The 15,335-nt window shown below is 32.4% G+C and carries 10 protein-coding genes; 9 read left to right on the top strand and 1 reads right to left on the bottom strand.

The window, feature by feature from the left end:
- Nucleotides 1-373: 373 nt before the first annotated feature.
- The 9 genes from QO190_RS11385 (at nucleotide 374) to pckA (ending at nucleotide 14,821) form a co-directional block, all read left to right on the top strand.
- Entirely contained in the window at nucleotides 374-3,286 is a 2,913-nt protein-coding gene (locus QO190_RS11385) for a SusC/RagA family TonB-linked outer membrane protein (RefSeq protein ID WP_371462932.1), read from the top strand.
- A gap of 11 nt (nucleotides 3,287-3,297) precedes the next feature.
- Nucleotides 3,298-4,830 carry a RagB/SusD family nutrient uptake outer membrane protein gene (locus tag QO190_RS11380; RefSeq protein ID WP_371462930.1) on the top strand — a complete coding sequence of 511 codons (1,533 nt, stop codon included), beginning with the start codon at nucleotides 3,298-3,300 and terminating at the stop codon, nucleotides 4,828-4,830.
- Between the two features lie 16 nt (nucleotides 4,831-4,846).
- A complete protein-coding gene (locus QO190_RS11375) occupies nucleotides 4,847-5,653 on the top strand; it encodes a hypothetical protein (RefSeq protein ID WP_371462928.1) in 807 nt (268 codons plus the stop codon).
- A 219-nt stretch (nucleotides 5,654-5,872) separates the two neighbouring features.
- Entirely contained in the window at nucleotides 5,873-7,669 is a 1,797-nt protein-coding gene (locus QO190_RS11370; RefSeq protein WP_371481333.1) for a putative porin, read from the top strand.
- 9 nt (nucleotides 7,670-7,678) lie between these two features.
- Nucleotides 7,679-9,247: a bacillithiol biosynthesis cysteine-adding enzyme BshC gene (bshC, locus tag QO190_RS11365; protein ID WP_371462925.1), complete on the top strand. Its 1,569-nt coding sequence runs from the start codon at nucleotides 7,679-7,681 to the stop codon at nucleotides 9,245-9,247.
- A 37-nt stretch (nucleotides 9,248-9,284) separates the two neighbouring features.
- Nucleotides 9,285-11,183 (top strand): LysM peptidoglycan-binding domain-containing protein, encoded by a 1,899-nt coding sequence (locus tag QO190_RS11360; protein ID WP_371462923.1) that lies wholly within the window; start codon nucleotides 9,285-9,287, stop codon nucleotides 11,181-11,183.
- 60 nt (nucleotides 11,184-11,243) lie between these two features.
- Nucleotides 11,244-12,119 (top strand): ACP S-malonyltransferase, encoded by an 876-nt coding sequence (gene fabD / locus QO190_RS11355; RefSeq protein WP_371462921.1) that lies wholly within the window; start codon nucleotides 11,244-11,246, stop codon nucleotides 12,117-12,119.
- Nucleotides 12,120-12,184: 65 nt separating this feature from the next.
- Complete coding sequence (locus QO190_RS11350; protein ID WP_371462919.1) at nucleotides 12,185-13,087, top strand: GYDIA family GHMP kinase; 903 nt, start codon at nucleotides 12,185-12,187, stop codon at nucleotides 13,085-13,087.
- Between the two features lie 129 nt (nucleotides 13,088-13,216).
- The gene (pckA, locus tag QO190_RS11345) at nucleotides 13,217-14,821 is read left to right on the top strand and encodes a phosphoenolpyruvate carboxykinase (ATP) (protein ID WP_371462917.1); all 1,605 of its coding nucleotides are present in this window, start codon (nucleotides 13,217-13,219) and stop codon (nucleotides 14,819-14,821) included.
- 52 nt (nucleotides 14,822-14,873) lie between these two features.
- Here the strand turns inward: pckA and aroQ are convergent, their stop codons facing one another.
- On the bottom strand, nucleotides 14,874-15,293 hold the full coding sequence (gene aroQ, locus QO190_RS11340; protein ID WP_371462915.1) for a type II 3-dehydroquinate dehydratase: 420 nt from the start codon (nucleotides 15,291-15,293) through the stop codon (nucleotides 14,874-14,876).
- Nucleotides 15,294-15,335 lie beyond the last annotated feature (42 nt).

Genomic DNA, 15,335 nt, shown 5'->3' with positions numbered 1-15,335 from the left:
TTCGCTTTAAATAAAGCATTTCTTGTTGTTCTTGCATAACGATGTTTTTTTGTGTATCGCTATTTCAGGACTAGACATTTAAATAATAAAAAAAACCACTCTTTTAAAGAGTGGTTTTTTCTGTATAACGTTGCTTATTTATACTTATTCTAAATAAATAAACTAAGATATGATAATATGTTAAAAATAATAAAAATAAATTTATCTTATTTGTGTTTTTTTTAAAAAAAACTTATTTCATTTTTTATTTTGCAATTTATTAAAATTCAAAAGGAAATAAAATATGTTCTAAATTCTAAATTAAGTGATTGAAATTTGGATATGTTAAAATTTATTAACACTTTTGTTTATTAAAATATTAAATATTGTTAATATGAATGTAAAATTAAAAGTGTTAACAGCAGGTGTCCTTTTTTTTATGGGAGCAGATGCTGTTTTAGCACAAAAGACAAAAAAAGACAGTATAACTAAGGAAAAACAAATTGAAGAAGTGGTGATTTTGGGCTATAATAAGACAGCTACAAAATCAAAAGATGTAACTGCTTCGACAACAGTTTCTTCAGAGAAATTTGAGAATAGACCTACAACGTCATTCTTAAATTCATTACAAGGTGAAGCACCTGGTATAACGATTAATGCGTCCTCTGGACAGCCTGGCTCAGGAAAAATTGATGTCATTATTAGAGGGGTAGGCTCTCTTAGCGCTGGTTCCGAACCTCTTTATGTAATTGATGGTATGATTTCTAATGCAACTCAGTTTAGAAATCTCAATGATAGTGATATCGAAACCGCATCGGTATTAAGAGACGCTGCTGCGACTGCTATTTATGGTAATAGAGCGGCTAATGGAGTGGTGGTGATTACTACTAAAAAAGGTAAATTTAATGCGCCAATGAGATTTTCTTATAGTGCAATTACTGGGGTAAGCCTATTGCCAAGTACTGGTTATAACCTTTTAAATGCTAAAGAAGCATTGACATTAGAGAAAATGGCAGGGGTAGGAGAAGGTGCAGGTATGACTGATTCAGAAATAGCTAATTATTCAGTTAATACAAATTGGAGAAAAGTTTTTTTTAATCCAGGATTTACTCAAAGACACGATTTGTCGATGACAGTTGGTGGAGAGAAAGTAAATATGTATTCATCTGTAGGTTATATGGAACAAACAGGAATTGTTCCAGCTACTTCTGATTTTAAAAGATTTACATTTAGAAATAATGTTAATGGTAAATCGGCTAATGATAGATTTAATTATGGAGCTCAGATTGCCCTATCTTTTTCTAAAAGACATCAGCTAGATGAAGAAACAAATACAAATATTAGAAATAACTCTATTCAAAACCCTTTACATGGGGCAAATGCAGGACTTCCTTATTTGCAATCAGGGCAATTTTCAAATGGACAAGCTTTACTAGATGCAATTGGGTCTGATTTTAGTGGAGGGAAAAATATTTATGTTTTAGAGGATATTGTGAAAGGGACTCTGCCAAATCTTAGAAATGAAACTGGTATTGTTACAAACGTAAACATGTCTTATAAATTAACAAAAGATCTTACTATTAGTAACAAATCAGGTATTGATTATAAATACCAAGAAACAAATTTTGCAAGAGCTCCTTGGTCTTACTTAGCTTTAATCGTTGCTAAGAATTCAGCAACTTCCGTTAATCAAAAGCCTTATGGAGGGATTGAAGATTTTAGTAAAACAACCGAATTAAATTTTAATTCAATTACAAGTTTAGTATACTCAACCACATTTGCAGAAAAACATAATTTAACAGCTGGAGTTTACTTAGATTATTTAAAAGTTCATTATAACTCTACTTCTCAAAGAAGATCTGGTCTTAATCCTCTTAACTGGGTTTTCGGTTCAGGCACGGGATATGTAGATCCTGTTTATTATGATAATCCTACTGCAGGAGGAGCTCCTATAGTTTATTATGTGCCTACAGCTACGGCTGGAAATATTAAAGCGGGAGCTTTAGCTTATTTTGCTACGGTAGATTATGATTACGATAATAAGTATGGTATCAGTGGTCTTGTTAGAAGAGATGGATCATATAGATTTCTTGACAGCAACAAATGGGCTACGTTTTGGTCTGTAGGTACAAGATGGAATATTGATAAAGAAGATTTCATGTCTGGTTCCACTTTTGATATGTTGAAATTGAGAGCTTCTTATGGGGTTATTGGAAATCAAAATATTATTTCTGTATCAGCAGGTAGTAATCCAATGTTGGCAGGGACTAACTTAGTTAGAGATACATATGTTACAGGTACTGGTTATGATAATATAGCAGGGGCATTAGGCTTAGGTGTATTTGCTAACCCAATTGTAAAATGGGAAAGGTTATCTCAATTAAACGTTGGTTTAGACTTTAGATTACTTAATAAAAAAGTTGAGGGAAATGTAGATGTTTATAACAAAGTAACTGATCAGTTATATAATGCAATTAACTTATCAGCCGTAAACGGTCTGTATGGTATTAATGGTAATAATGGTAAATTACAAAATAGAGGTGTTGAAGCTTTATTAAAATATCATGTCATAAGAAATGAAAACGCTAAGTTAAGTTTTTATGCAAATGCATCTTATAATAAAAGTAAAATACTTTCTTTAATTAAGAGTGATACTAGTGGAGAAATTAGAAATGTTGAAGGAGGTCAAATTTATGAATGGTATTTTGCGCCATATGTTGGAGTCAATCCTTCGAATGGTAATGCGTTATTTTTAGATGCAAATGGCTTACCAACTGAAATTTTAAATAAAGATGCAGATGAAAGAGCTACAGGTAAAAACATGTATCCAAAGTGGACAGGAGGATTTGGATTTAATTCTGAGTATAAAGGGTTTTATTTAGATACACATTTTACTTTCCAACAAGGTGCTTGGAAATATGACAATGCTATGGCATGGCTTTATGACCCTGTGTCTATTGGAGAGTGGAATCAGTCTGTGGATATGTTAGATGCTTGGTCTGCAACAAATCCAAATGGTTCTCAACCATCATTAACTGCTAATAACCTAGCATATGCTGATTACTCAGATAGGTTTTTAAAGGATGCATCTTTTGTTAGACTAAAGAATGTTTCTTTGGGATATAATGTGCCTAAAGATTTACTTAAAAATACATTTGTAAAAGGGATGAAGATTTTCGTACAATCAGAAAACCTTTATACATGGACAAAATGGAAAGGTTATGATCCAGAACCAAACTTCTCTTATTCCCTTTCTGTTTACCCTAATATGAGAACAATAACTTTAGGAACTAATATTGAATTTTAAATTGAATAATAATGAAAAAAATTAAATTATATTTATACGTATTACTTACGTCTCTTACGATATTTTCTTGTAGAGATGCCATTGATATTGTTCAAGATGGTGAAATAAATAACGAAGTAGCTTTTCAGAAAGTTACTGATCTTAGATCATTTTTAAATGGAACTGTATATGGTTCTGTAGATCCCAACAATGAAATTTTATTAGGTTCTGTTTTTACAGATGAGGTAGGTATTACCCCAAGTAATTCTGGATGGTATTTTTCTGAGCATAGATATATTTTGAATAGTGATAATGCTTTTGTTTCAGGAACTTGGCTAAATCACTACCGCTTAATCAATAGAGTAAATAGACTAATAGAAGCATCTCAAACTATTACAGTTGCTGACACAGAAAAACAAGAGTTTAATTCTATTTTGGCAGAAGCTAAAGCACTTAGAGCATACGCTTATCTTCAATTGCAATCATACTTTACTACGGATATGAAAGATGATAATGCACTTGGCGTAATTTTAACCACTTCTGTACCAAAACCAAATGATCAATTGCCAAGAGTCAAAAATGTGGAAATATATTCCTTAATTGAGAGTGACCTTGATTTTGCATACAACAATCTTAAAGAAGGGAACAATTATAAGTATGTTACTAAGAATCTAATTAATGCAATTAGAGCTAGAATGTATACCTATAGAGGTAAGTATCAGTTAGCAGCTCAATATGCTCAAGCGGTTATTGATAATTTTCCAAACGGACTAACGCCAGCTGTTCCTATTACCGGTACTCCAGGAACTACTACTTTTAATAGTTCATTTTATAGTGCAAGTACTCCGTCCCCATACAGACAAATGTGGAATGATGCAATACAAGGAGAAGTAATTTTCGCCTTAAGTAGACCTTCAGTAGGATCTTGGGGGAATATTGCTTCAAATTGGACTACTAATACAACAAATTTATCAGGAAGCCCGCTATTTGATTTAGGCAGAAATTTATTTAACATTATTAATCAAAATAATGATATCAGAAGATGGGCATTTGTAGATCCTACTTCAGTAGTAAGCGCAAGTTATGCTACAGATGCTAATTATGTTTCTACGGATGTTCTTGTTATTGATAAATATCCAGGCAAAGGAAATACACCTCTAAGAAATGATATAAAACTTTTTAGACTGTCTGAAATGTATTTAATATTAGCTGAATCTGCAGCGGCTCAAGATCAATTAGTAAGTGCTGCAACTTATATTAAGAAAATTAGAGATGCAAGAACTTATTCTGGTACAGCTACATTACCTATTTATTCAAGTAAATTAGAGGCTTTGAAGGACGTGTTAAAAGAAAGAAGAGCGGAATTATCGTTAGAAGGGCATAGATATGTTGATTTAAGAAGATTAGGAGAAACTGCTGGTGTAAGTATTGATAGAAATAAAGTAGATGATGTTGTTAGCAATACGCCACTAACTTTAGATATCAAAGATCATAGATTTACATTCCCAATACCTCAATCAGAGAAATTAGGAAATCCAAATATAGTTCAAAACCCTGGTTATTAATTCCAAAATAAAAAACATGAAAAAAATATTTAAGTTATTATCATTGCTCTTTATAATGAGCATTGTTGTTTGGTCTTGTAGAGATGAGAATCCAGAGTATAATGGTAAACCTTACGTTCATTTTAATAAAGCAACTGCTGCCTCTGAAATCATTATGAAGGGAGCTGTATCTAAAGAAATTAAAATTTCTTATGGTTCTGTTAAAGCTGTTACAGGTTCTAATCAAGTAAAATTAGTTTTAGATACACAGAAGTCTAACATAGTAGAAGGAGTAGATTTTGTATATGTAAAAAATATAGATGATCTTAATGAAGGTGAAGTTTCTGGAGAATTTACAGTTAAATTACTTGAATCTGGAGCTACTCAAACTCCCAAAACGGCAGTATTTAAGCTTCAATCTACTACTATTGATAATGCTGTGTTTAATCAAGAATATACATTGACTGTTTCTTTAACTTGTCCAGTGTCAGGTTTTTATGGGGAATTTACTAATACTGCTTCATGGTGGAATAATCCAGGTGGTTCCTTTGATATTGTAGCAGGGACAAGTCCTAATCAAATGTTAGTTAAAGATTTCTGGGATCTAGGAAAAGATTTAGTGTTTAATTATAATCCTGAAACATTTGTGGTAACTTTTCCGGATCAGAATACAGGTTATTTTTCTTCTGCTAATAATGGTTATATATGGTGTAAGCAATCAACAGATGCTACTAAAATATCTAAGTTTAACCCTTGTACAAGACAATTAACATTATATGTTAATTATTATATTCCAAATGTTGGAGGTTGGGGTAATCAAACAGAAACCTTCGTAGGAAAATAATATTTATATATTTAATATTGAAAATAGACTGCTATTGCAGTCTATTTTTTTTTATTTTTGTCTTTATAAATAATTACTATGAGAATTTTTTTATTTTTATCAATACTATCTTTTTCGTGTTTTTTTTCTCAAAGATCTCAAATTAACAAAATTGATACAAAAGTTTCCAATACTTCACAATCAGATACTATTATTGTTGACAAAGGAAGAAAAGATTCTTTGAAAATCTTTAAGCCAACCATAAATGACTATCAACATTATACTCAGTTTTCTGAGAGGAAAATTTTTGATACAGTTTTTACTATTGACAAATCTTATCAATTTACACAATACAATAACCAAGACAATTTTGGGAAAATCCAATTTGCCAACATTGGTTCTGGATTTCAAGATTTAATGTTTCATGTCAATAAAGAACAAAACTTAGCGTTATTACCTACTCGAAAGTCACATTTTATTTTAGGAATTGATGATGTTAAATATTATGATGTAAAAACGCCCACTACATCTTTCATTTACCATAATGCTATGAAACAAGGAGCAGCCTTGAAAACTACTTATACTCAAAACGTAGGAAAAAATTTCAACGTAGCATTAGAATATATGGGATTGCGTTCTCAAGGTGTTTACCAAAGAGAATTGGCGTCGTCTAATAATTTCATTTTATCTTCTCGTTTTAATTCTAAGAATAATCGTTATCGTTTTTTTACGCATTACATTCATCAGAACGTAAACAACGAAGAAAATGGTGGAATAGAAGATTTAAGTCTGTTCTTGGGAGATGACACTCGTTTTAATAATAGACAGAATCTTGCTGTAAACCTTACATCTACGGATTCTAGATTTTCATACAGAAGATATTATTTTTCTCAGGAATTTCAGTTTGTGAATTCAGAGAAATATCCTTTTAAAGTAAGACATACTATTTTCCATCAAGCCAATAAATATTGGTACAAGCAACAAGGTTCTGAGTCGTTTTATAATTCAGATGTTGTAGAAGATTATGGAACGTCTGCTTATAAGTTTTCTAAAAATTTAAGCAATACATTTACTTTGCTTTTTGATAAACCTACTTTCAAATTAGAAGCAGGAGTTCGTCACCAAATGATTAATTTAGGAACGGACAAAGAACTTCCAGCCATTGTTGGTGTCAATATTCCTTTAGACAATAAAGAAAACAGATTTGGAGCAGTGGGGAATTTAGAAATCAAATTATGGGACAAGGTAGATTTAAAATCTAATCTAGAATATTCTAACGGAAGTACTTTTGGCAATTTCCTTCGTTCAGAAAACAATTTGAAGTTAGAACCGATTAAAGATTATATTTTAGATGCCCATGTAAATTTACAAACCTCTAAACCGAGTTTCAACTATTTAATCAATCCATCTTTTTACCAAAATTTCAATTATAATTTCTTAGACGCTAAAAACGAAAGCACTTTAGAAATCGGAGGTAAAGTCAATCTAAAGTGGTTCCAAAGTTCAGTTTTTGCTAATTATTTTAGAATAGAAAATTACACCTATATCGGCGCAGATTATCAGCCAAAACAAAGTGAATCATCGCTCAATATTTCTCAAATCGGTGGCGAAGCTACTTTTTCTTATTGGAAACTTAATTTTAATACCAAATTGCTTTTCCAATCGGCTTTGTCTGAGAAGAATCTTTACCCGATGCCAAGTTTTATCGGGAGATTAAATGCTTATTACCAAGCAAAAGCGTTTAAAGATGCTGCAGAAATTCAAACTGGAATAAAAGTGTATTATTTCTCGAAATTTAATTCTAGAGAATATTTTCCAGTACTCAATGAATTTGCAGTTTCTGCAAATACGGCTTCTATTGGTGGTCAACCGATTGCAGATGCTTATTTTAACATGAAGGTAAAAAGAATGCTTATTTATGCAGAAGCGCAGCATGTAAACACTACTTTTATGAAAAACAAATCATTCGCTGCTCCAAATTATCCTATTTATGATTTTCGATTGAATTTAGGAATTGTTTGGTATTTATTTCACTAAATTTGCTTCATGCCGAAGTTTAAATTTCCGTTTCAAGATTTAGAAACCATCCCGAAATTGATCAAGGACTTTCTTCAACAAGAAATTCCGCAGTTTTCTGCATATCAGTTTACTTTAGATAACGCACTGTTACAAGCAGAAAAAAAAGCACATAACTATACACTAGAGCAAAGAAAAATACTGGTAGACGTTCTTAGAGCGCAACATCAGCATTTAGATTTAAGTGCTAAGCAATCACAAAATTTAGATTTGCTCTTGTCTGAAAATACTTTTACTGTAACCACAGGTCATCAACTGAATTTGTTTTCTGGGCCAGTATTTTTTGTTTACAAAATTTTACAAACCATCAAAACGGCTGATTTTTTAACTCAAAATTCAGATAAAAATTTTGTCCCTATCTTTTGGTTAGCAACAGAAGACCATGATTTTGAGGAGATTAATCATTTTAAAACTGCAAATGGATTTTATCAAGTCAAAGGAAATTCTGGTGGTGCAGTTGGCAGAATTATTATAGAAGACAATAGTTTTTTAGAAGAATTCGAAAAAGAATTTAAAGATGATGTTTTCGGAACACAGCTTATTCTTCTTGCCAAAAAAGCTTATCAAAAAGGAAGAACTTTTACCGAAGCTACTCAGATTTTGGTTCAAGAAATTTTTGCAGAATTTGGACTTTTAATGATAGATGGAGATGATGTTTTGCTCAAAAATCAAATGCAAAATATCTTCAAAGAAGAACTGTTAAATCACACGACACATCATTTTTCTCAAGAAAATGTAAAATTCCTAACCGAGAAATACGGAAAAGTACAAGTAAACCCTAGAGAAATTAACCTTTTCTACTTGTCTGATACCAGAAATAGAATAGAATTTGATGGAGAACAATTTCAGATTGTAGATAAAAATCTCACGTTTACTTTAGAAGAATTGGCAGAAGATTGGTCTAAAATTTCACCCAATGCTTTGTTAAGACCAGTTTTTCAAGAAAAAGTTTTGCCCAATATTGCATATATTGGCGGAAATGCAGAAATCATGTATTGGTTAGAAATGCCAAAGGTTTTTGAAAAATTTGGGGTAGAATTTCCACTTTTGGTTCCCAGAAACTCTATGTTGTTCCTTAGAAAGAAAACTTTAGATAAAATAGAAAAATCTGGAGTAGCCTTAAAAGACTTTTTGGGGGATTTCCAGAAATTCTTAAATCAAAAATTGCTGAAAGAATCAGAATTGAATGCTGATTTAGAAAGCCGAGAGCAATTGTTAAAAGAAAATTTCGAAACTTTAAAAAATAAAGCTTCACATACTGCCGTTACCTTTAGGAATATGGTAGAAGCAGAAGAAACGAGACAATTGAAGTCTTTTCAGAAATTTAAGAAAAGATTGTTACGTGCAGAAAAGATTCTTCACGCAGATAAAATAGATTATCTTCAGCGTTTGTATTCAGAAATTCACCCTGCTAATAATTGGCAAGAAAGAAGCCTCAATTTCAGTGTCTTTTTCGCAGAAAATGGCGAAAAATGGCTCGAAAATTGTTACCAAGAAATGGAGGTTTTAAATTCTGTCTTAATTGTTAGCGAATTTTAGCCCGAAAAACATTAATTTTGCATTTTAAATAACAAGGATGAAAAAATATCTTGTATTCATATATACGTTAATAGGTTTTGTAGCTTTTGCGCAGAAAACACACACTGTAGCAAAAGGTGATACTCCATATAATATTTCTAAAAAATATGGCGTAACACTAGACGAACTCACGAAGCTAAATCCTCAAATCAAAGAGGGTAAATTAGCGATTGGAGATGTTTTAATCATCACTAAGAAAAACTCAGAAGTTGTAAAAACTACTGAAAAAGCGGTGGCTACTACCAATCAAAAATTAGGCAAAATTGTACTTCAACCCAAGCAAACGATTTACGGAATTACCAAACAATATCATATTTCTGAAGCGGATTTAAGAAAATTGAATCCTAACTTAGACCAGCATATGAAAATTGGTGACGAGGTAACTTTGCCTGCTGAAAATATCAAAAAATATGCAGATCAAAATGCATTCGTAAAAACAGAAGTTCCAGTAGAAAAACCTGTGGAAAAGGCAGTAGAAAAGCCAAAAGCAGATGAAGGAACTTATGTAATTCAGCCAAAAGATAATTATTACAGAATTACCAAAAGTTTTAACCTTACTCAAGAGGAATTATTTGCCATCAATCCTGGCTTAGAAGAAAAAGGATTGCAACCCGGCGAAGTCATTAATGTGAAAAAACCTCAAAATTCTAAGGTTAAAGAAACGGTAACTTGGCAAGAAGATAAGAAAACCGAGAAAGCAGAAGTCCAGAATGTAGTTGCAGACGAATACCAAACGTACACAGTTCAGAATGGGGATACTGTTTTCGGAATTCTTAATAAATTTAATGTTTCGCTAGACCAATTGCTAGAACTTAATCCTAAACTTTCAGAAGGTTTAAAACCAGGAATGGTTCTAAAAGTGAAGAAGCTAGAAGCGGGTTATATTAAAAAATCTGGTGATGAACTAAATGTAGTTTTAATGTTGCCATTTGGTTTTGATGATGGAGACAGCAAATACAGAAGTATGGCTGCTGATTTCTTAACGGGTGCAAAATTAGCCATCGAAAGAAATGCTAAAGCTGGTCAAAAACTAGATGTAAAAGTAGTAGATGCAGGAAGTGAAGCAAGTTTTAAAAATTCACTTACCCAAATTAATCAAAATAATACAGACTTAATCATAGGACCGTTTTTCAAGTCAAACGTTTTAGAAGTTTTAGACTATGTAAAAACTCAAAAAATTCCTGTGGTAGCTCCGTTTGCAAATTCTCCAGAGCTTAGAAATTATAGCAATTTAGTAATTATCGAAACAGAACAAAGTGTTTTTGCAGACAGAATTGTAAAAGAAGTTTCTCTGGCTTATTCTGACCAAAAAATATATATTGTGTCAGATGCGGATAAGACGTATGCCAATTATATGAAGAAACAATTAGAAGGTCAGTTGAAAAATGCTAACATCACCGTAGTAAATTCTTCGGCAGATATTCAGTTAGATACGAATATGATGACTGGTCAAACCGCTCCAGTGATTGCTATTTTGGCGAATGATAATGATAATGCAGGTTCTGATTTTTCAAAAAGAATCATTGATTTGGCTAAAGAAACCAGCGGAATGAAATCATTCAGTATGTATTATCATCCGTCTTTTGAAAAAAATATTGCAGAACTCAGCAATGCGAGCTTGGTGTATTTGATGGATAGAAAAATAAACACAGACGGTGACTTCGAAAAAGAAGTTCTCGCAGATTATAAGAAAAAATATTGCAAAGCTCCTTCTAAGTATGCTGTAATTGGTTTTGACGTAGTGAATGATATGTTGACCAGAGAAAACAGCAAGGGAGAATTGTTTAAGCAAATGAATAAACCTCAAACCCAATTGGCTACCAAGTTTGAATTTGTACGAAACAAAAACGGAGCATACGTGAACCAGGGTTACAGAGTAGTGAGATTAGTTCCTTAATAGCGAAAACTAATACTAAACAAAAGAAGAATAAGACTCAAATTTTATCGAAAAAAAATTATGAAAGCACTTGTATTTCCAGGGCAAGGTTCTCAATTCGTAGGAATGGGAAAAGTACTCTACGATAGTAGAAAAGAAATTAAAGACTTAATGGATTTCAGTAATGAAATTCTAGGTTTTGATATACTAAAAATCATGTTCGAGGGAACTGATGAAGACCTTAAAAAAACAAAAGTTACCCAACCCGCAATATTTATTCATTCTGTAGCTGCTGTAAAAGCAATTGACGGAACAGGAGCTCAAATGGTAGCAGGACACTCTTTAGGAGAGTTTTCTGCATTAGTTGCCAATGGAGTTTTAAGTTTTGAAGACGGGCTTAAATTGGTTTCAGAAAGAGCTTTGGCGATGCAAGAAGCATGTGATATTAATCCATCTTCTATGGCAGCAATTCTAGGTTTAGATGATGCTAAAGTGGAAGAAATTTGTGCGTCAATTGGTGGAGTAGTAGTCCCAGCGAATTACAACTGTCCAGGACAATTGGTAATTTCTGGTGAGACCAAAGCTGTAGAAGAAGCGTGTAACGCTATGAAAGAAGCTGGTGCGAAAAGAGCATTAATTTTACCAGTAAATGGTGCGTTTCATTCACCTTTAATGCAACCAGCGCAAGAAAGATTGGCTGCGGCAATAGAAAATGCAAAATTTAGAAAAGCAACCATTCCGGTTTATCAGAATATTACAACGACTGCTGTTACAGATCCAGATCAAATTAAGAAAAATTTGATTGCTCAGTTAACAGGACCTGTAAAATGGACACAGTCTGTACAAAACATGATTAAAGATGGCGCATCAAATTTTGTAGAAGTAGGGCCAGGAAAAACTTTGCAAGGATTGATAAAGAAGATTAACTCCGAAGTAACAGTTGCATCTGCAATTTAAAATAAAGTAAGCCACAAATTTTTTTGTGGCTTTTTCTTTTTTATTTTTGTTAAAAATAAAATCCTTTGAAAAATCACATATTTTCACCAGGCAAATTACTGATTACTTCAGAATACTTTGTTTTAGATGGAGCTTTAGCTTTAGCAGTACCTACTCGATTGGGCCAAGATTTTTATTCAGAAGAAGAAAAAGATGGTGCTTCCATGGTTTTTTGGGAAGCTTTGCATGAGAACAAACCTTGGCTCTCTATCCAAATAGATTATAAAAATTGGGAAATTCTACAAACCAACCTTCTTGAAAGCGCAGCATTTATTCTTAAAGTGCTTCAAAATGTACAGAAACTTTCTACAGAAAAATTTCATAGCGATTCTACTTATAAAATTACTACTAATTTACAGTTCCCTGCGAATTATGGATTGGGGAGTAGTTCTACATTAATGAATAATTTAGCAGAGTGGTCTCATATAGATGCTTTTCTTCTTAATGAACTTTCTTTGGGTGGAAGTGGTTATGATATAGCTGTGGCTCAAGAAAAATCTGCCATTCTTTATCAAAATAACCCTAGAAAAATAGAAAGAGTAGAGTTTAATCCTAGTTTTACTGATGATTTAATCTTCATTCATTTAAACCAAAAGCAAGATAGTAGAGAAGGAATAAGAGCTTTTCAGTCTCAAAAAAAATCTTTAGATTTAAGAACTGACTTTTCAGAAATTACTCAAAAAGTACTACAATGTGAAACCTTGGAAGGGTTTTCTAATCTTATGATGCTGCATGAGAGTAAGTTAAGTGAATTTTTAGGAATGAAAACTGCCAAAGAAAAACACTTTCAAGATTGCCCAAGTTTCATTAAAAGTTTGGGAGCTTGGGGCGGAGATTTCGTTCTAGCTTCAAAATTTGGGGATTACAAAAATTACTTTTTTGAGCGCGATTTTAGAAATATCATAGAATGGAAAAATTTAATTGCTTGATAATTAATGAATTAAGAATGTCGGTCATGATGGATTTCAGTGACCAATATCATCAATTAAGATTTAATAAAACTATATACTTTTGCTAATTTTGTAATACAAAAAAATATGAACAATAATATTTTAGTTATGAAAAACATTAAAATCATTCAAGAGCTACATGATCTAGGTATTACAGGTTATCACGAAGTAGTGTATAATCCAACCTATGAAGAACTTTTTAAAGCAGAAATGTCTGCTAAAAATAAAGGTTTTGAAAAGGGAGCTCTTACAGAATCAGGCGCAGTTGCTGTAAAAACGGGTATTTTCACAGGTAGATCACCTAAAGATAGATATATCGTAAAAGATGATGTAACAAAAGATACTATTTGTTGGGACGGAAAAGTTAATTTCCCTACAACTCCAGAGATTTTTAAATCTTGTAAAGAATTAGTTTTAGAACAGCTTTCTTCTTCTAAAAAATTATATGTAGTAGATGCGTTCTGTGGTACCAATCCAGATACAAGACTTAAAGTAAGATTTGTAATGGAAGTAGCATGGCAAGCTCATTTTGTAACGAATATGTTTATTAGACCATCATTATATGAGTTAGAAAACTTCGGAACTCCAGATTTCATCGTGATGAATGGTTCTAAAACAGTAAATCCAGATTGGCAAGCTCAAGGATTAAATTCTGAAAACTTTGTAATGTTTAACCTTACAGAAAGAATCCAAATTATCGGAGGAACTTGGTATGGAGGTGAGATGAAGAAAGGGATGTTTGCCATGATGAACTACTATCTTCCATTAAGAGGAATGGCTTCTATGCACTGCTCTGCAAACGTAGGAGAAGAAGGTGATGTAGCATTATTCTTCGGACTTTCTGGTACAGGTAAAACTACACTTTCTGCAGACCCAAAAAGATATTTAATTGGTGATGATGAACATGGTTGGGATGACAATGGTGTATTTAACTACGAAGGTGGTTGCTACGCAAAAGTAATTGACCTTACTGAAGAAAAAGAACCAGACATTTTCAGAGCGATTAAGAGAGATGCTTTATTAGAAAACGTAGTGGTAAATGAATATGGCGAAATAGACTATAAAGATAATTCTATCACAGAAAACACTAGAGTTTCTTACCCAATCTACCATATTAATAAAATTGTACTTCCTTCTAAAGCTGGTCACGCTAAAAAAATCGTTTATTTATCAGCAGATGCTTTCGGTGTATTGCCTCCAGTATCAATTTTAAATGAAGATCAAGCGCAATATCACTTCTTATGTGGATATACCTCTAAATTAGCAGGAACAGAGAGAGGAATTACTTCTCCAGAGCCTTCATTCTCTCCAGCTTTCGGTGAAGCTTTCCTTACATTACACCCAACAATGTATTCTAAAACATTAATTGGTAAAATGAAAGAACACGGAGCGAAAGCTTATTTAGTAAATACAGGTTGGAATGGTACTGGAAAGAGAATTTCTCTTAAAGATACTAGAGCAATTATTGACTCAATCATTGATGGTTCAATAGAATCTGCACCTAAAACTGTAGTTCCAATTATGAATTTAGAAATTCCTACTTCTTTACCAAATGTAACTGAAGGAATTCTAGATCCAAGAAACACTTATGCTGATGCTAGCGAATGGGAAGCAAAAGCTAGAGATTTAGGAGCTAGATATATTAAAAACTTCGAACAATATTGTGATACAGAAGAAGGTAAAAGATTAGTTGCGGCAGGTCCTCAATTATAAAAATAAGAGAAATACCTAAATTTAAAATCCTCAGTTTACGCTGAGGATTTTTTTATTGTATTGTAGAAATTAAATGAATAATTGCTAATCTGTAACCTTCTGTACCAAAGCCAGAGAGAACAGCATCTGTATAAGCTGCGGTAACTGATTTCTGCCTGAATTCTTCACGTTGATAAATATTGCTAATGTGAACCTCTATTTTGGGTTTCCTAAGGTTTTTAAGCGCATCTGCGATGGCATAGGAATAATGAGTGAAAGCACCAGGATTAATGATAAGCGCATCAAAATCATTTTCTTGAATTTTCCCGATGATTTCCCCTTCAAAATTAGACTGGAAATATTCAATTGTATGTTGAGAATACTCAGATTGTAAATGCGTTAAAACATCATCCATTGAAGTACTTCCGTAGATGTCTGGCTCACGAGTTCCTAGAAGATTGAGATTGGCTCCGTTTAATATTAGAATTTTCATATTCTCAAAGGTATGAAATTTTTAAAACAAAAAAATCCTCAG

It is taken from the genome of Cloacibacterium sp. Arc13, assembly GCF_041431305.1.
GTDB lineage: Bacteria > Bacteroidota > Bacteroidia > Flavobacteriales > Weeksellaceae > Cloacibacterium > Cloacibacterium caeni_B.
Note: the sequence above shows the minus strand (reverse complement) of the source record. Positions and strands in the feature narration are given on the sequence as shown.